Annotated in this window: 17 protein-coding genes; 9 read left to right on the forward strand and 8 right to left on the reverse strand. The window is 66.8% G+C overall.

What is annotated here, in order from left to right:
* The first annotated feature begins 101 nt into the window (after positions 1-101).
* From ACZ1JS_RS09440 to ACZ1JS_RS09450, 3 genes are all read left to right on the forward strand, one after another.
* Positions 102-1,331, forward strand: coding sequence for an endo-1,4-beta-xylanase (locus ACZ1JS_RS09440; RefSeq protein ID WP_465165852.1), 1,230 nt, complete (start codon positions 102-104; stop codon positions 1,329-1,331).
* A 126-nt stretch (positions 1,332-1,457) separates the two neighbouring features.
* Complete coding sequence (gene chrA / locus ACZ1JS_RS09445) at positions 1,458-2,639, forward strand: chromate efflux transporter (RefSeq protein ID WP_465165853.1); 1,182 nt, start codon at positions 1,458-1,460, stop codon at positions 2,637-2,639.
* 280 nt (positions 2,640-2,919) lie between these two features.
* Positions 2,920-3,612, forward strand: coding sequence for a hypothetical protein (locus tag ACZ1JS_RS09450; protein WP_465165854.1), 693 nt, complete (start codon positions 2,920-2,922; stop codon positions 3,610-3,612).
* Between the two features lie 125 nt (positions 3,613-3,737).
* Here the strand turns inward: ACZ1JS_RS09450 and typA are convergent, their stop codons facing one another.
* Positions 3,738-5,579, reverse strand: a complete 1,842-nt coding sequence (gene typA, locus ACZ1JS_RS09455) for a translational GTPase TypA (RefSeq protein ID WP_465165855.1) — start codon at positions 5,577-5,579, stop codon at positions 3,738-3,740.
* 385 nt (positions 5,580-5,964) lie between these two features.
* Between typA and ACZ1JS_RS09460 the strand changes: the two genes are divergently transcribed.
* Positions 5,965-7,161, forward strand: a complete 1,197-nt coding sequence (locus ACZ1JS_RS09460) for a toxic anion resistance protein (protein ID WP_465165856.1) — start codon at positions 5,965-5,967, stop codon at positions 7,159-7,161.
* Between the two features lie 4 nt (positions 7,162-7,165).
* Positions 7,166-7,864 carry a hypothetical protein gene (locus tag ACZ1JS_RS09465; protein ID WP_465165857.1) on the forward strand — a complete coding sequence of 233 codons (699 nt, stop codon included), beginning with the start codon at positions 7,166-7,168 and terminating at the stop codon, positions 7,862-7,864.
* 14 nt (positions 7,865-7,878) lie between these two features.
* Here the strand turns inward: ACZ1JS_RS09465 and ACZ1JS_RS09470 are convergent, their stop codons facing one another.
* The 6 genes from ACZ1JS_RS09470 to ubiA form a co-directional block, all read right to left on the reverse strand.
* Complete coding sequence (locus tag ACZ1JS_RS09470; RefSeq protein ID WP_465165858.1) at positions 7,879-8,190, reverse strand: hypothetical protein; 312 nt, start codon at positions 8,188-8,190, stop codon at positions 7,879-7,881.
* A 584-nt stretch (positions 8,191-8,774) separates the two neighbouring features.
* The gene (locus ACZ1JS_RS09475) at positions 8,775-9,509 is read right to left on the reverse strand and encodes an energy transducer TonB (protein WP_465165859.1); all 735 of its coding nucleotides are present in this window, start codon (positions 9,507-9,509) and stop codon (positions 8,775-8,777) included.
* Positions 9,510-9,555: 46 nt separating this feature from the next.
* On the reverse strand, positions 9,556-10,095 hold the full coding sequence (locus tag ACZ1JS_RS09480) for an SMI1/KNR4 family protein (RefSeq protein ID WP_465165860.1): 540 nt from the start codon (positions 10,093-10,095) through the stop codon (positions 9,556-9,558).
* Positions 10,096-10,881 carry a 3'(2'),5'-bisphosphate nucleotidase CysQ gene (locus ACZ1JS_RS09485; RefSeq protein ID WP_465165861.1) on the reverse strand — a complete coding sequence of 262 codons (786 nt, stop codon included), beginning with the start codon at positions 10,879-10,881 and terminating at the stop codon, positions 10,096-10,098.
* The gene (locus ACZ1JS_RS09490; RefSeq protein ID WP_465168668.1) at positions 10,874-12,220 is read right to left on the reverse strand and encodes a TldD/PmbA family protein; all 1,347 of its coding nucleotides are present in this window, start codon (positions 12,218-12,220) and stop codon (positions 10,874-10,876) included. Before ACZ1JS_RS09490 ends, ACZ1JS_RS09485 begins: the two co-directional genes overlap by 8 nt.
* Positions 12,221-12,258: 38 nt before the next feature.
* On the reverse strand, positions 12,259-13,188 hold the full coding sequence (gene ubiA, locus ACZ1JS_RS09495) for a 4-hydroxybenzoate octaprenyltransferase (protein WP_465165862.1): 930 nt from the start codon (positions 13,186-13,188) through the stop codon (positions 12,259-12,261).
* Positions 13,189-13,368: 180 nt separating this feature from the next.
* On the opposite strand from ubiA, the gene ACZ1JS_RS09500 reads away from it, so the two are divergent.
* On the forward strand, positions 13,369-14,223 hold the full coding sequence (locus ACZ1JS_RS09500; RefSeq protein ID WP_345878125.1) for a manganese catalase family protein: 855 nt from the start codon (positions 13,369-13,371) through the stop codon (positions 14,221-14,223).
* A 47-nt stretch (positions 14,224-14,270) separates the two neighbouring features.
* On the opposite strand, the gene ACZ1JS_RS09505 is transcribed toward ACZ1JS_RS09500, so the two are convergent.
* Positions 14,271-14,468, reverse strand: a complete 198-nt coding sequence (locus ACZ1JS_RS09505; protein ID WP_465165863.1) for a hypothetical protein — start codon at positions 14,466-14,468, stop codon at positions 14,271-14,273.
* Between the two features lie 134 nt (positions 14,469-14,602).
* On the opposite strand from ACZ1JS_RS09505, the gene ACZ1JS_RS09510 reads away from it, so the two are divergent.
* The 3 genes from ACZ1JS_RS09510 to ACZ1JS_RS09520 are packed head-to-tail and all read left to right on the forward strand — an operon-like array spanning position 14,603 to position 15,946.
* A complete protein-coding gene (locus ACZ1JS_RS09510) occupies positions 14,603-14,878 on the forward strand; it encodes a hypothetical protein (RefSeq protein WP_465165864.1) in 276 nt (91 codons plus the stop codon).
* Positions 14,878-15,192, forward strand: a complete 315-nt coding sequence (locus tag ACZ1JS_RS09515; protein ID WP_465165865.1) for a DMT family transporter — start codon at positions 14,878-14,880, stop codon at positions 15,190-15,192. The genes ACZ1JS_RS09510 and ACZ1JS_RS09515 overlap by 1 nt, the downstream gene beginning before the upstream one ends.
* Positions 15,193-15,202: 10 nt before the next feature.
* The gene (locus ACZ1JS_RS09520) at positions 15,203-15,946 is read left to right on the forward strand and encodes a 16S rRNA (uracil(1498)-N(3))-methyltransferase (RefSeq protein WP_465165866.1); all 744 of its coding nucleotides are present in this window, start codon (positions 15,203-15,205) and stop codon (positions 15,944-15,946) included.
* Positions 15,947-15,956 lie beyond the last annotated feature (10 nt).

Consider the following 15,956-nt stretch of genomic DNA (forward strand, 5'->3'; position numbering starts at 1 on the left):
CCGCCCGAAATTTGGCCACCAAAGCATCCGGTTGCAAATCGGCATGTTTGCGCTACCATCGCTGCAGACCGGAGAAAACCGGCAGTTTTGGGAGGATGATGATGGCGACGACCACCCGGCGTGGCGCGATGGTGCTTGCCCTTGGCGCAGCGGTTTCGGCCTGTGGCGGATCGAGCGGTTCCGGCGGGTCCGTGACCCCCGCGCCGACACCGACACCGACTCCCACTCCGACACCCACGCCTACGCCTACGCCGACCCCTTCGCCCAGCCCGACCACCGGCATCGCCACGGTTGCCGCCTCCCGCAACATGCGGTTCGGCTCCGCCTTCGCCTTCAGCACCGGGACCGACGCGGCATCCTTCACCAATCCGGACTATGCGACGTTGCTTCGACAGGATTGCAACATCCTCGTTCCCGAAAACGAGTTGAAGTGGGAAGCGATCCGGCCCAGTTCGACGACCTACGACTTCACCCGCATCGACGCGATGCTCGCCTCCGCGCAAAGCGCGGGCATCCCGGTCCGTGGCCACACGCTGCTCTGGTATCTGCAAGAGCGCTTCCCCGGCTGGCTGCGCAACTACGACTTCGGTAGCGATCCCAAGGCGGAGGCAAGCCGCCTGGTCCGCGAGCATATCCAGACCGTTACCCGCCGCTTCGCCGGCCGTATCCAGAGCTGGGACGTCGTCAACGAAGCGATCGTGCCCGGCACCGGCGCGTTGCGCACCAACGCGCTCGCCACTGCGGTCGGCAACGACACCACGTTGCTCGACCTTGCCTTCATTACCGCGCGGCAGGAACTGCCGACCGCCGAACTGGTCTATAACGACTATATGGACGCCGGCATGCCCAACCACCGGCAGGGCGTGCTGAACCTGTTGAAAGGGTTCAAGGATCGCGGCGTGCCGGTCGATACGCTCGGCATACAGTCGCATCTCGGCTTCTATTCGCCCGACAGCGCGCGTTCGATCGCCGACTATAACGTCAACAACATGAAGCCTTTCCTCGATCAGGTCGTGGCGATGGGCTATAAGTTGAAAGTCACCGAACTCGACGTCAACGACACCCAGCGCGAAGGATCGATCGATCAGCGCGACGCCGATTCCGCGCTGCTGGTCCGCGCCTATCTCGACCTGTTGATGAGCTATCCGCAGATGAACGAGGTACTGACCTGGGGACTGGTCGACAAATATAGCTGGCTGCAGTCGAGCGAATTCGGCACCCGCCGCGACGGCCTGCCCAAGCGCCCGCTGCCCTATGCCAGCGACTATCGCGCCAAGCCGATGCGGCAGGCGATCGTCGACGCGTTCACCGCGACGACGCGGCGGACCTGACCATGATTGACAGGTCTGCGGCGGTGTGAAGAATAGCGGGACGGGCCAATGCGGACGCCCGTTCAGACGGTTCGTCCAAGTTCCGCTCCACCGGCCGCGTTCGCGCGGTCTTGGGAGCGTTCGTTCATGGAAGTCACCGCGTCGGCGCGTCCGCCCGCCATCGGGTTGATCGCACTGTTCCTCAAATTCCTGCGCTTCGGCTGCCTCGCATTCGGCGGGCCAGTCGCGCAGATCGCGATGCTGCGGCAGACACTGGTCGAGGAGGAAGGCTGGATCGACAAGCGGCGGTTCAACCGGCTGCTCGCGGTGTTGCAGGTTCTGCCCGGACCGGAGGCGCACGAACTCTGCGTCCATTTCGGCGTGCTGGCGCGCGGGCGGATCGGCGGGCTGCTTGCCGGGCTCGGCTTCATGCTGCCCGGCTTCTGCCTGATGCTGCTGGTCGGGTGGCTGTATGTGAGCGTCGTGCAGGGCAGCGCCGGGCTGGGTAGCGTGCTGCTCGGCGTTCAGGTCGCGATCCTCGCCGTGATCCTGCGCGCGGTGGTGCGGATCGGGCAGCATGTGGTCGAGGACCGGTTGCTGGGGCTGATCGCGGTCGCCGCCGCCGCCGCGACGCTGGCCGGCGTGCCGTTCTGGATTCCGCTGCTGGTCGGCGGCGGCGTCTATGCGGCGAAGGCCCGGCCGGTACTGGCAGCGGCGATCGCGGTGGCCGGCGTCGTCGGCGCGATCGGCGCGCTGCACATCGCCGCCCCCGCCCCGGCCGGATCGGTCGCGCAGCCACTGACGATTTTCGCGTTGTTCGTAGCGGGGTTGAAGGGCGGACTGCTGACCTTCGGCGGGGCCTATACCGCCATCCCCTATGTCCGGGCCGATACCGTCGGGCGCGGCTGGATCGGCGACGCCGCGTTCCTCGACGGGGTCGCCTTCGCCAATGTTCTCCCCGCGCCGCTGGTGATCTTCGCGACCTTTGTCGGCTTCGTCGCCGGGGGGCTGGCCGGCGCACTGGCGATCACGCTCGGCATGTTCCTGCCTGCCTTCGCCTTCTCGCTCCTCTTTTTCGAACGGCTGGAGGGGATCGTCGATGCACCGTCGCTGCGTCACGCGCTGACCGGAATCGCGGCGGCGGTGGTCGGGATCATCGCCGCGACCTTCGTGCAACTGGCGCTGGCGACGGCAGGACGTGTCGGCGCGGTCGCGATCGGGTCGGGCCTCTTCGCCGTTGCCCTGTTCATGGCGTGGCGGTGCAAGGGCGGCTGGGTGACGCCTGCGATCGTCGTCCTCGGCGCGATGGTCGGCACTCTGTTCTTCTGATTACGGGGTAATCGACCTTCCACGGTTGGTCACACCGATCGTCACCCCGGACCCGATCCGGGGTGACAAGACGAAGATGGTTTCGACCAACGCCGGACACGTTCGCCGAATGCCAATCGGTCGCAGGCCGGCGATCCCGCAAGTCACCTCGCTCCCCGGAAAAGTCCGTGCTAAGATCGCTCCGCTTAGTTCATCGGGGGGATGACTCATGGCGACTGTAGCGCGCGCATCGCGGACAAGAACAGACGAACATCGTTTCTTTCTGTTGTCGGCGCTGGCAATGGCATTCGTGCTGATTGCCGGTTTCTCCACCAGCCTCCTCGCCGGACGTTCCTCGTTCGGGCTGCCGGCCATCTACCATGTCCATGCGGTCATTTTCATGGGCTGGATCGCCCTGTACATCACGCAGAACGCACTGGTCGCCGGACAGGCGCTACGCTGGCACCGCCGGTTCGGCTGGCTGGCGCTGGTCTGGCTGCCGGTCATGGTCGCGCTGGCGATCACGGTCACCGTCACGTCCGCGCGCGACCATGGCGGGCCGCCGGTGTTCGACGTGAACGCCTTCCTGATCGGCAATATCGTCGGGGTCCTGACCTTCGCCGCGCTGGCCGGCATGGGCATTACACTGCGCCGACGCACCGACTGGCACCGCCGGCTGATGTTCTGCGCAATGGCGGCGATCACCGGGCCGGGCTTCGGGCGCCTGCTGCCGATGCCGTTCCTGATCCCCTGGGCGTGGTGGATCGCCGCGCTGGTCGCGCCGTCGATCTTTCCGGTCATCGGCATGATCGCCGACCGCCGGCGGATCGGCCACGTCCATCCCGCGTGGTTCTGGGGATGGGGGTTCTTCGCCGCCATGTTCCTGCTGGCCGAATTGTTCGCCTATAGCAGTTGGGGTTTGGCGCTGACCGATGCCGTCATTGCCGGCACGCCCGGTGCAGCGCGGCCGATGGCGGCGTTCTTTCCGCGATAGCGAACGGCCCCGGAATCGCTTCCGGGGCCGTTTTCATCCTTGGTGGCCCGACGTGGCGAAGCCACGTCGTCGGTCCTTGCCTCGGGCAAGGCCGGCCGGGCGAGCCTTGGTCGGCCCGGCGCGGCTTAAGCCGCAGCCTTCGCCCGGCTCGCCTTCTTCCGCTCGTGCGGGTCCAGATGGCGCTTGCGCAGACGGATGTTCTTCGGCGTCACCTCGACCATCTCGTCATCGTCGATGTAGGCGATTGCCTGTTCCAGCGTCATCTTCTTCGGCGGGGTCAGGCGGATCGCATCGTCCTTGCCGCCCGATGCGCGGAAGTTGGTCAGCTGCTTCGCCTTCATCGGATTGACCTCAAGGTCGTCCGTCTTGGCGTTCTCGCCGATGATCATGCCTTCATACAGCGCTTCGCCATGGCCGACGAACAGGATGCCGCGCTCTTCGAGCGGACCCAGCGCATAGCCCTGCGCTTCGCCGGCGCCGTTCGAGATCAGCACGCCGTTCTTGCGGCCTTCGATCTGGCCCTTGTGCGGACCGTATTTCTCGAACAGCCGGTTCATGATGCCGGTGCCGCGCGTGTCCGACAGGAATTCACCGTGATAGCCGATCAGGCCGCGCGACGGTGCCGAGAAGGTGATGCGCGTCTTGCCACCGCCCGACGGACGCATGTCGGTCATCTCGGCCTTGCGCTGGTTCATCTTGTCGACGACCGTGCCCGAGAATTCCTCGTCCACGTCGATCACGACGGTTTCATACGGCTCGGTCTTGTTGCCCTGCTCGTCGGTGCCGAACAGCACGCGCGGACGCGAAATGCCCAGCTCGAACCCCTCGCGGCGCATCGTTTCGATCAGCACGCCCAGCTGCAATTCGCCGCGGCCCGCGACTTCGAAGCTGTCGCGGTCATCGGCTTCGGTGACCTTCACCGCCACGTTCGACTCCGCTTCGCGCATCAGGCGGTCACGGATCATGCGGCTGGTGACCTTGGTCCCCTCACGCCCCGCCATCGGCGAATCGTTCACGGCAAAGCGCATCGACAGCGTCGGCGGATCGATCGGCTGCGCCTTGAGCGGCACGCTGACCGAGGTGTCGGCGATGGTGTTGGCGACGGTGGCGACGGTCAGGCCGGCAAGGCTGATGATGTCGCCCGCCTTGGCTTCGTCGACCGGCACGCGGTCGAGGCCGCGGAACGCCATGATCTTCGACGCGCGGCCGGTTTCGATCACATTGCCGTCATTGTCGAGCGCGTGGATCGGCTGGTTCAGCTTCACCGTGCCCGAATTGACGCGCCCGGTCAGGATGCGGCCGAGGAAGTTGTCGCGGTCGAGCAGCGTCACCAGGAAGGTGAACGGCGCATCGACGTCGAGCGCGGGCGGCGGGACGTGCGAAACGATCGTCTCGAACATCGGCTGCAGCGTGCCTTCGCGCGCGTCCATGTCGGTCGAGGCATAGCCGTTGCGGCCCGACGCATAGAGCACCGGGAAATCGAGCTGTTCGTCGTTCGCGTCCAGCGACACGAACAGGTCGAACACTTCGTCCAGCACTTCCTGAATACGCGCGTCGCTGCGGTCGACCTTGTTGACCACGACGATCGGCTTCAGGCCCAGCGCCAGCGCCTTGCCGGTCACGAACTTCGTCTGCGGCATCGCGCCTTCCGACGAATCGACCAGCAGCACGACGCCGTCGACCATCGACAGGATGCGTTCCACCTCGCCGCCGAAATCGGCGTGGCCGGGCGTGTCGACGATGTTGATCCGCACCGGTTCGCCACCCGCCGGCGGCACCCATTCGACCGAGGTCGGCTTGGCGAGAATCGTGATCCCGCGTTCCTTTTCGAGGTCGTTCGAGTCCATCGCGCGTTCTTCGACGCGCTGATTGTCGCGGAACGTGCCGGACTGACGGAACAACTGATCGACGAGCGTGGTTTTGCCGTGATCGACGTGGGCGATGATCGCCACGTTGCGAAGGCTCATGGTGTTTCCTGGATACTGCGGGAGTGCAATTGGCCGCGCGCTTAGCGTATTTCGCGCCAAACCGGAAGTCCCCCCTTTGTTGCGTCGCGGCATATGGACGGAAGAAAGGGAATTTTCGCGCAGAGGCGCAGAGGCGCGGAGCGTTGCGACCGGCGCGAACGTCACCCGCGCCAGCGGCCTGATTCCCGTTTCGCCGATCTGAACGTCTCCCGATCGCGCGCCATCGCCTCTCGTACACCCTCTCTGCGCCTCTGCGCCTCTGCGCGAACCACCTTCATCTACTCGCGACGCCCACACTTGCACCCCCAACGTGTATTACATAAATAGCACAGTTGAACGATACCGCCTCCGCATGGCATCAACCGGCGGACGACGTGGAGGAATTATGGCGACGCAGACGACCGACGAACCCGCGCTGGTGCTGACCCCGCCCGATCCGGTGCCGACCGTACCGGCGGCAAAGGCGGCCGGGCTGGTCCCGGTCGACGACGTCAAGAAGACCGAACTCCAGACCCGCGTCGACGACTTCATCGAGCAACTGGTCGCGCAGGACGTGAACTCGCCCGAATTCGGCAAGCGCGTCGATGCGATCAGCAACCTCGGCGCCCGCGAAATCCGCGAAGCCGCCGGCCAGTCGAACCGCTTCCTCGACCGCCCGGTCCGGGCGATGGATCAGGAATCGGGCGTCGGTGCCGACCTCGCCCAACTGCGCCGCACGATCGAGGATCTTGATCCCGGCCGGCAGGGCAATCTGCTCGAACCCAAGAAACTGTTCGGCATGATCCCGTTCGGCAGCAAGGTCCGCGACTATTTCGACGGCTATAAATCCGCGCAGAGCCATATCGCCTCGATCCTGAAGCGCCTGCAATCGGGCAAGGACGAGTTGTTGATGGACAATGCCGCCATCGATACCGAACGCGCGAACCTGTGGACCGCGATGGGCCGGCTCGAACAGATGATCTATCTCTCGCGCGAGATGGACGCGAAGCTGGAGGACAAGGCCAACGAACTGGATCACTCCGATCCGGCCAAGGCCAAGGCGATCCGCGAAACCGCGCTCTTCTATGTCCGTCAGCGCAGCCAGGACCTGCTGACGCAGATGGCGGTGACGGTACAGGGCTATCTCGCGCTCGATCTGGTCAAGAAGAACAATGTCGAACTGGTGAAGGGCGTCGACCGCGCCAGCACCACCACCGTCGGCGCGCTGCGCACCGCGGTGACGGTCGCACAGGCGCTGACCAACCAGAAGCTGGTCCTCGAACAGATCACCGCGCTCAACACGACCACCGCCAACATCATCGAATCGACGGGCAAGCTGCTCCGCTCGCAGACCGCGACGATCCACGAACAGGCCGCCGCCTCGACCATCCCCGTCGAAGTGCTGCAACGCGCGTTCCAGAACGTCTATGACACGATGGACGCGATCGACACGTTCAAGCTCAAGGCGCTCGATTCGATGAAGACCACCATCAACACGCTCGGCAACGAGGTCGAGAAGTCGAAGGGTTACATCGCCCGCGCCGAGGGCGCGTCGCAAAATGCCTCGGGTCAGGGCGAAACCTTCAAGCTGGAGGCGATGTAGGCCCATGTCGCGCAGCGACGAGGTACTGGAACGCGCCAGCCTGACGCTGGAACGCGCGCGCGAGCGCCATGGGCAGGTCGCGCCGCGCGCCCGGCGCCGGCGCGAGGCGGAGGTCCTGCGGCGTCTCGGCCGCATTGCGCTGGCCGATGGCGCGATCCTCATCGCGGCGCTGGTGCTGGGCTGGTTCGTCCCGCTCGGCGTCGCTGGCGCGCTGCTGGTCGTGACGCTGCTGATCGCCGCGACACTGTTCTTCGCCGCCTTGCCGGTCACCCGCCCGGTCGCAATCGAACAACTGGTACAGGCCCCGATCAAGTCGCTGCCGTCGCAGACCGAACGCTGGCTGGCGACGCAGCGCCCCGCTTTGCCCGCCCCTGCCGTCAGCTTGGCGGACGCCATCGGCATCAAGCTCGACACGCTCTCGGCGCAACTCGCCACCCTTCCCGACGACGAACCGGCCGCGTCCGAAGTCCGCAAGCTGCTCGGCGAACAACTCCCCGAACTCATCCGCGGCTACAACCGCGTCCCCGAACCGCTACGCCGCGTCGAACGCAACGGCCGCACGCCCGACCAGCAACTGGTTGACGGCTTGAAGATCATCGACACGGAGATCGCGGCGATGACCCAGCATCTGGCGCAGGGGGACCTCGACAGTCTCGCGACGCGGGAGCGGTATCTGCAGATCAAATATCAGTGTGAGGAATAGGGTCGGGTGGAGCGCTATCGCAGCAGCGCCTCGCCAATGAACCGGCCGTCCCACAAATAGAAACGACCCGCAGCAGTGAACGCCGGTATCGCATCGTCCGGCGAAAGCAGCGAAAAGCCTATTTGCCGGGTTTCGCCTGGCGCCAACGGCTGCATGAGCAGGGGATAGACGTCGTAACCCACTAAGGGTCGGAATTGCGAGGCCATGCAAAGGCATCGAAAGCCAGGTAAGATCGGTTCCGACCGCCCTCCTTCTTCAGGTGAATACAGGCGGACAGCGGCTGCGATATCGGGAGTCGCGGTCTTTATAAAATCGGGAATGTTCATCAGCCCTCGCTGTTCAATGGCAACGCGACCGAATCACTGATAATATCAGAACTCTTGTCAGCGGATCCCCGACACTAGATGGGGGATATGGTGTGGACGAATCATCCTAGTGTCGCCCCGAACTTGATCAAGACCTACGCGAAACTTTGCGCGGTCCTCCGCACACTCGCCGTCCCCCCGCGCAGGCGGGGGTCCAGAGCCAAGGAGAGCAGACGCCTGCGACTGGGGTCCCTGGACCCCCGCCTGCGCGGGGGTACGCAAGCAGGTCAGCGATCGGGACTTTCGCAGAGGTTTGGACTTGATCCGGGGTCCCGCTTCTACTTCGACGGGTAATGACCGCCACCTCCGGTCAGAGTCGAGGTGACACACGGCCAGTCCGATCGCGCCCCATCGCCGTCCTTAGTATCCCTTCGATCGATGGGGCCGCTCGTTTCGGCTGTCCTACAAGCTGGTATCGCCGCTATGCTCGGTCCGGCTCTTTCCTACTGTCGGCAATCACGGTTCAGCAACGCAAACGAGCAACACGCGCACGAACACGCCACAAGTGTGAACTTAGTGAACTTTGGCGGAAAAGCCGTGTAATTTCAATAGCGCTCCACATCCCAATCATGCCGCTGCACCATGACCGACGGCACCGCCCGTCCCTGTGCATCCCGCGACGGCCGGAACCGGAACGCCCGCTCGATCTGACGGCAGGTCGCGATGTCGATCGCGCGGTTGCCGCTCGACCGGCGGATGCGGCAATCGGTCGCGCGGCCATTGGGTTCGACGACATAGTCGACCTCGACCGTCCCGACGAACCCGTCCTCCGCCAGTTCGGCCGGCAGGCGTGCGCCCTGCAACGAACCGCCGATCTGCTCGGGCGGCGTGTCCCCACCGCCGCCGCCATCGCCATCCCCCGCGCCGCCACTGCCAAGGCCATTGCCGACCCCGCCCGCGCCGGTCCCCGGTCCGACCCGATCGGTCGCGCCCGACGAAGCATCGCTCCCCGGCCCCGCGACCGGCGCAGTCACCACCGGCGGCGGCACCTGCAGCGGCACGACCGGCGGCGTCGCGACGATCTCGGTCGCCTTCGATCGGATATTGGGCGGAGCCGCCCGCCCCTCGGGCCGTCCCTGCCGCACCACCTGCGGCACCGGCGGCGGAGGTGGCGGATCCGGCGGGGTCGGCAGGATGTCGAACGTCGCCAGCGCGCTTTGCGCCGCCCGCGGCACATCGACGCCCAGCCCGACGATCAACGCCCAGCCGAGCAGCACATGCAGCACGATGGTTACCCCCATCGCACCGATCCGCGTCCGTTCAGGGATTGCCGCCTGCATCGCCATGGTGCTGGCACAACGCCGATGAATGACGGCTGATCCGGGGTCAGCCGATCGACTTCCAGTCGTCGGTATAGCGTTCGACAAAATCGGTGAAGCTATCCGCCACTACCCTAATCGTATCGCTCACCCGCACGACCCGACCGTAGCATGAGCCGGGTTCGCAGCAGATTGCCCACGCACTGGACCAAATTAAAAAGTCGGCGAACAGCAGATATCTTGCCCCTTCGCTTGGAAGTTCGGGATCGCGTCCGCAGCCTTCTTCGTCCGGCAGGTTGCGGATACGTTCCAGCGGCCACCACGTCCCCATCTCACGATCCATCCCGCCTTCCGCGACGGGGCAGCCCTGCGACAGGTAAGCTTGAAAGTCGGCGGGCAATGTCACGTCGTAGCGCGCCGCCAGCGCAGCAACTCCCGCTGGGGAATGAGCACCGGTCGATACCTCGCTACCGGTCGCCTGCCACCACAGGTTCAATAACTGCCAAGCCCGATCGGGGCCTTTACCCACGCCGGCCAGAGCCGACAGGTCAGGTTTCGGTATAGGTGCAACAGCCCGGTCGAACATCTCGCGCAGCCGCCGAAACATCTACCGCTTCCCCAGCGCCACGATCGCCCGGTCGCGCAGCCGTTCCACCGCCGCCGCGTGGATCCCCGGCGCCGCCGCCATCACCCCGAAGAACTGCGGGCGCGGCTGGTTGAAGCGCAGCTTGCGGCCGATCGCGTCGGTCACCGTCGCCCCCGCCTCACGCGCCAGCAGGATGCTCGCCGCCACGTCCCACTCATTGCCCCAGCGGATCGTGGCGAGGAAATCCGCCTCGCCCGCCGCGACCATCGCCATGCGCAGCGCGATCGAATTGGGCTTGGCGACCATCAGCAGGTCGCGATCCGCCTTGGGCAGCGCATCGACCGGCGTCCGGCTGCCGGCAAAGTCGATCCGGTCGCTGACCGCCAGCCGCTGCCCGTTCAGCCACGCACCACCACCGGCCGAAGCCGTCCAGCGCTGCTGCCGCACCGGCGCGTCGAGCACCCCCAGCACCGGCTGGCAATCCTCGACCAGCGCCACCGACACTGCCCAGCCGTCGCGCCGGCGGATATAGTCGCGCGTCCCGTCGATCGGGTCGACGATCCACACCTGCCGCTTCGCCAGCCGCACCGCGTCGTCCGCCGTCTCCTCGGACAGCCACCCCGCTTCCGGCAACAGCGCGCTCAATCGCTCGCGCAGCAGCCGGTCGACGGTCAGGTCGACCTCGCACACCGGATTGCCGGGCGCCTTCTCCCATGTCGCGAAATCGCCATGCCAGCGCGCATGCGCCAGCGCCGCCGCCTCGGCGGTGATCGCTGTTACCTGTTCGAGCAGCGCGGCGTCAGCCACCCGCCACCGTCATGCCATCGACCCTGAGCGTCGGCACGTTGACGCCCTGCCGATGCTCCAGATCGCCCGCCGCGGTCAGCGACGCCAGCATCGAGCGCAGATTGCCGGCGATGGTGATGCCCGACACCGCCCGCGTCACCTCGCCGCGTTCGATCAGGAAGCCCGACGCGCCCCGGCTGTAATCGCCGGTCACCCCATTCACGCCCTGCCCGATCAGTTCGGTGATCAGCACGCCGCGTTCGATATCGGCGATCAGCGCCGCGCGCGTGCCCGTCCCGCCCGCCAGATGGACGTTGCCGGTCGTCACCCCCGGCGGTCCGCTCAGACCCCGCGAGGCATGGCCGGTCGGCTCCAGCCCCAGTTGCCGCGCCGATGCGCTGTCGAGCAGCCACGTCTCCAGCACGCCATGATCGACCAGCGCCATCGGCGATACCGCCAACCCCTCGCCATCGAACGGGCGCGCGCGCAACCCGTGCGGGCGGTGGGGATCGTCGATGATCGACAGGTTGGTCGGCAGGATCGCATGGCCCAGACAGTCGCGCAGGAAGCTGGTCCCACGCGCGATCGACGGGCCGGAGATCGCGCCGAGGATATGTCCGATCAGGCTGCCGCCGACGCGCGGGTCGAATACCACCGGCATCGCTCCGCCCGCCAGTCCCACCGGGTTCAGCCGCGCGACGACGCGCTCGCCCGCGCGCCGACCGACGCTTTCCGGATCCTCCAGCATCGCGCGGTGCCGCGCCGAATGATGCGCATGATCGCGCTGCATCCCCGCCCCCTCGCCCGCCAGCACGCTGGCCGAGATGCCGTGGCTGGTCACCGCATAGCCCTGCGCAAAGCCATGGCTGGTGGCGAAGGCGACGACGGCGCGGTTGTAACCGGCCGATCCTCCTTCCGAATTGCTGACGCCCGGCACCGCCCGCGCCGCATCCTCGACCGCGAGCGCCGCCTCGCGCAGCAACTGCGGGGGAACGTCGCCGCCGTCGTCGAGGTCGAGCAATGGCGGCGCGCCGTGCAGCAGCCGCTCGGCCGGGGCGAGGCCCGCCCAGCGATCTTCGGGCGCAGCGCGCGCCATCGCTACCACCCGCTCGGCCAGCGCATCCAGCCCGGCATCGGACAGGTCGGACGTCGACACGCTCGCCGATCGCTTGCCCACGAACACCCGCAGGCCCAGTTCGCTGCCCTCCGACCGGCCGACATCCTCCCGCTGTCCCAGCCGCACCGACACCGACAAGGCGGTATCGGCGACGAGGATCGCATCGGCGGCATCCGCGCCGTGCCGCTTGGCAAGGTCCATGGCGGCATGGGCACGATCGACGGCTTGGGACGGGCTTAGCATGGTCGGCACATGGGAAGCCGAAGCGGCGACGGCAACGCTCATGCCGCCTGCCCCACCACCAGCAGGCCGAGGAAGATCAGCAACCCGGCATCGCGGTTCGACCGGAACCGCCGCAGCGTGTTCGCACCCTCTGCGGGCTTCAGCGTCGCGACCTGCCACAGCAGATGCAGCGCGCCGGGCAGCAGCGCGGCCAGCGCCAGCGGCGTCGGGAACACGCGCCACACCGCCCCTGCCCAACAGGCGATGGCGACGGCATAGAGCAACGTCACGCCCGGCCGCACCTTACCGCCCATCGCCCGTGCCGAGGATCGCACCCCGACCATCGCGTCGTCCTCGATATCCTGACAGGCATAGATGGTGTCATAGCCGATCACCCACGCGATCGACCCGGCATAGAGCAACGCCAATGGCAGCCAGTCGTCGCTCCCCATCTGCGCCCAAGCGACCGGTGCCGCCCAGGAAAACACCATGCCCAGCCACGCCTGCGGCCACCAGGTGATGCGCTTCATGAACGGATAGGCGGCGACCAGCGCGAGGCTCGCCAGCGCCACGATCGCGGCGGTGAAGTTCAGTTGCAGCAGCACGACCAGCCCGATCAGGCTGAGGAACACCAGCCACGCCCATGCCGCCTTCACCGACACCGCGCCGCTCGCCAGCGGCCGATTGGCGGTCCGCGCCACCTGTCGGTCGAGATCGCGGTCGACGATGTCGTTATAGACGCAGCCCGCGCCGCGCATCGCGATGCTGCCGATCAGGAACCACAGCAGCATGTCCCACCGCTCGATCGCGCGTCCCGACAGCGCCATCGCCCAGGCCCCCGGCCAATAGAGCAGCCACCACCCGATCGGCCGGTCGAACCGTGCCAGCAGCGCGAACGGCCGCGCCGCCCGTGGCAGGACGGCGATCAGCCCGCGATGTTCGGTATCGGCAACCTGTTCGGACGCGGCGGCATGGGTCGGGGACGGCATGCAACCCTGCTGCCACGGCTGCGCGCGAAGCGACAGGGGGAATGCGCCGCGACGAACCGCCCGCCCGCCACGACGATCACCGGAAACTGACACAAGTTACGGAAATAAAGCCGATTTCTCCGCGACCTTCTCCGCCGGCGACCCGTTGCAACCGGACTGGTATCCAGCGGAGTGTCCCCGATGTACTATCACGACAAACGGCTTCAGTACCCCGTCACCGTCGAACGGCCCGATCCGGCGTTCGCGCGGATGCTGCAACAGGCGATCGGCGGTGTCGAAGGCGAGATCCGCGTCTGCATGCAGTATTTCTTCCAGGCATGGGGCAATCGCGCGCCGACCACCAAATATCGCGACATGCTGCTGCACACCGCGACCGAGGAGATCGGCCATATCGAGATGCTGGCGACCGCCGTCGCGCTCAACCTCGAAACCGCCCCCGCCTCGCTACAGGAAGAAGGCGCCAGCGACGGCATCGTCGGCGCGGTGATGGGCGGCCATAGCGCAAAGGCGTCGATCGAGGGGCTGATCCACAAGAACCTGCTGTCGGGGGGACTTGCGGCAATGCCGATCGATTCCGACGGCGTGCCGTTCAACATGAGCCACATCTATGCCAGCGGCAACGTCGCGGCCGACATGTATTGCAACGTCGCGGCGGAGAGCACCGGACGCGTGCTGGCGGTACGGCTGTTCAACGCCGCCCGCGACGACGGCATGAAGCGGATGCTGCATTACATGATCGCCCGCGACACCATGCACCAGCAGCAGTGGCTGGCGGTGGTCGAGGAACTGGGTGGTGCCGCCGCCAACCTGCCGATCCCCAACAGCTTCCCGCAGGAGCTGGAGGATCAGGCCAACAACTATAATTTCTACGCAACGTCGGTCGACGGCACCTTCCCCGAGGGTCGCTGGACCGATGGCCCCAGCGTCGACGGACGCGGCGAGTTCACCGTGTTCCAGAACAAGCCGCTGGGCGAGGAACCCGTCCTCGGTCCGGCCCGCCCCGACAGCGGTGCGCAGGACAAGCAGATCGGCTAAACCGGCAATCCCGCCGTCCCGTCCCGCGGGGCGGCGGGTCGCGCTTGTCAGCGCGCCTTGGCCTGCTTCGCATAATGATGGTGCATGGCGACGCAGCCGGCCGCCGCGCCCAGCAGCCCATGCCCCTTGCCGACGAAATGGCCGGCGACCGCGCCCGCGGCGGCACCGCGTACGCAGCCCTTGGCGAATGCCGGTTGCGCCGCCAGCATCGCCAGCGGCAGGACGATCAGCGAAAAGCCACGCATGTCGAACCTCCTTCGGACACCATCTCCGATGCCGGATACAGTGCCCGAAACGGCGGATTTGTTGCGTTAAACCTTCGTCATGCCGCGGTCACGAACCGGTCGCGCGCGTGGCCGATCACGGCTACAGACGGCGCATGGACCTCGACCAGTTGCTCAGCCATTATTTCGGATCGACCGACCCCGACACTGCCGATCCGGCGACGATCGCCGCCGCCCGCGAACGCATGGGCATCGACTTCGGTGTCGAACGCGATCCGTCGCGCCGCTTCGCGCTGTGGACGCTGATGGACGCGCTGGGCTTCGCCCCGCCTCCCGCCGAAGCGTTCGAGAAGCAACCGGCGCTGCGCGCGGCGGCGGAGCGCTATCTCGATGCCGCCTACCGGATCGAACGCGACGCGGAGACGCCGTGATGCCATGGGTGATGCTGACCGTCGCCGGGCTGCTGGAGGTCGTCTGGGCCTATTATATGAAGCTGTCCGACGGCTTTTCAAAACCGCTGCCGACCATCGCCACCTTCGTCACGATGTTCATGAGCTTCGGGCTGCTCTCGCTCGCGATGAAGCAATTGCCGCTCGGCACCAGCTACATGGTATGGACCGGTATCGGCGCGCTCGGCGCGTTCGTGGTCGGCATCGTCCTGCTCGGCGAAGCGGTGACGCCACTGCGCCTGACCGCGGCGGCGATGCTGCTCGGCGGGCTGGTGCTGATGAAGCTGGCGTCCTAACCCCGCGCCCATGCCCGCTACCCCCGCCTGGCCGCCCGATTCGTCGCCCCGCCTGTTCGTCGATCAGCCGCTCGGCCAGGGCGCGCAAATCCGCCTCGACGGCGCGCAGGCGCATTATCTGCTGTCGGTGATGCGCGTGAAGGACGGCGACACCGTCCGCCTGTTCGACGACCGGACCGGCGAATGGCGCGGTGTCGCGACACAGGTCCGCAAGCGCGACCTGATCCTCGACGTGACCGACCAGCTGCGCGACCGCGAGATCGTACCCGACCTCTGGCTGTGCATCGCCCCGACCAAGAAGGGCCGCATCGACTGGGTGATCGAAAAGGCGTGCGAGCTGGGTGTCGACCGCATTCTACCGGTGCTGACCCGCCGTACCGTCGTCGATCGCCTGAACCTCGACCGCCTGCGCGCGCACGCGGTCGAGGCGGCCGAGCAGTGCGGCCGCACCGCGCTTCCCGCACTTGCCGAACCGGTCAAGCTGACGGCGCTGCTGCGCGACTGGCCCGAGACCCGCACGCTGTTCTTCGCCGACGAAACCGGCGGCGTGCCCGCGGTCGAAGCGATGCGGGGCCACCCCGGCCCCGGCGCGATCCTGATCGGCCCCGAAGGCGGCTTCGATCCCGAGGAACGCGACGCGGTCCGCGCTTTGCCCCAGGCGGTCGGCATCGCGCTCGGCCCTCGCATCCTGCGCGCGGAGACGGCGGCGGCGGCGGCGACCGCCTTGTGGATGGCGGCGGCAGGCGACTGGTAGCCGGGCTATA

The organism is Sphingomonas sp. BL-S-05, assembly GCF_055521695.1.

Coding starts and splice junctions, on each gene's coding strand:
- ACZ1JS_RS09490 (WP_465168668.1), bottom strand. CDS start 12,220: ATGCTAAGCCCGTCCCAAGCCGTCGATCGTGCCCATGCCGCCATGGAC.
- ACZ1JS_RS09460 (WP_465165856.1), top strand. CDS start 5,965: ATGGCGACGCAGACGACCGACGAACCCGCGCTGGTGCTGACCCCGCCC.
- ACZ1JS_RS09520 (WP_465165866.1), top strand. CDS start 15,203: ATGCCCGCTACCCCCGCCTGGCCGCCCGATTCGTCGCCCCGCCTGTTC.
- ACZ1JS_RS09510 (WP_465165864.1), top strand. CDS start 14,603: ATGGACCTCGACCAGTTGCTCAGCCATTATTTCGGATCGACCGACCCC.
- ubiA (WP_465165862.1), bottom strand. CDS start 13,188: ATGCCGTCCCCGACCCATGCCGCCGCGTCCGAACAGGTTGCCGATACC.
- ACZ1JS_RS09480 (WP_465165860.1), bottom strand. CDS start 10,095: ATGTTTCGGCGGCTGCGCGAGATGTTCGACCGGGCTGTTGCACCTATA.
- ACZ1JS_RS09505 (WP_465165863.1), bottom strand. CDS start 14,468: ATGCGTGGCTTTTCGCTGATCGTCCTGCCGCTGGCGATGCTGGCGGCG.
- typA (WP_465165855.1), bottom strand. CDS start 5,579: ATGAGCCTTCGCAACGTGGCGATCATCGCCCACGTCGATCACGGCAAA.
- ACZ1JS_RS09465 (WP_465165857.1), top strand. CDS start 7,166: ATGTCGCGCAGCGACGAGGTACTGGAACGCGCCAGCCTGACGCTGGAA.
- ACZ1JS_RS09450 (WP_465165854.1), top strand. CDS start 2,920: ATGGCATTCGTGCTGATTGCCGGTTTCTCCACCAGCCTCCTCGCCGGA.
- ACZ1JS_RS09440 (WP_465165852.1), top strand. CDS start 102: ATGGCGACGACCACCCGGCGTGGCGCGATGGTGCTTGCCCTTGGCGCA.
- chrA (WP_465165853.1), top strand. CDS start 1,458: ATGGAAGTCACCGCGTCGGCGCGTCCGCCCGCCATCGGGTTGATCGCA.
- ACZ1JS_RS09515 (WP_465165865.1), top strand. CDS start 14,878: ATGCCATGGGTGATGCTGACCGTCGCCGGGCTGCTGGAGGTCGTCTGG.
- ACZ1JS_RS09500 (WP_345878125.1), top strand. CDS start 13,369: ATGTACTATCACGACAAACGGCTTCAGTACCCCGTCACCGTCGAACGG.
- ACZ1JS_RS09470 (WP_465165858.1), bottom strand. CDS start 8,190: ATGAACATTCCCGATTTTATAAAGACCGCGACTCCCGATATCGCAGCC.
- ACZ1JS_RS09475 (WP_465165859.1), bottom strand. CDS start 9,509: ATGCAGGCGGCAATCCCTGAACGGACGCGGATCGGTGCGATGGGGGTA.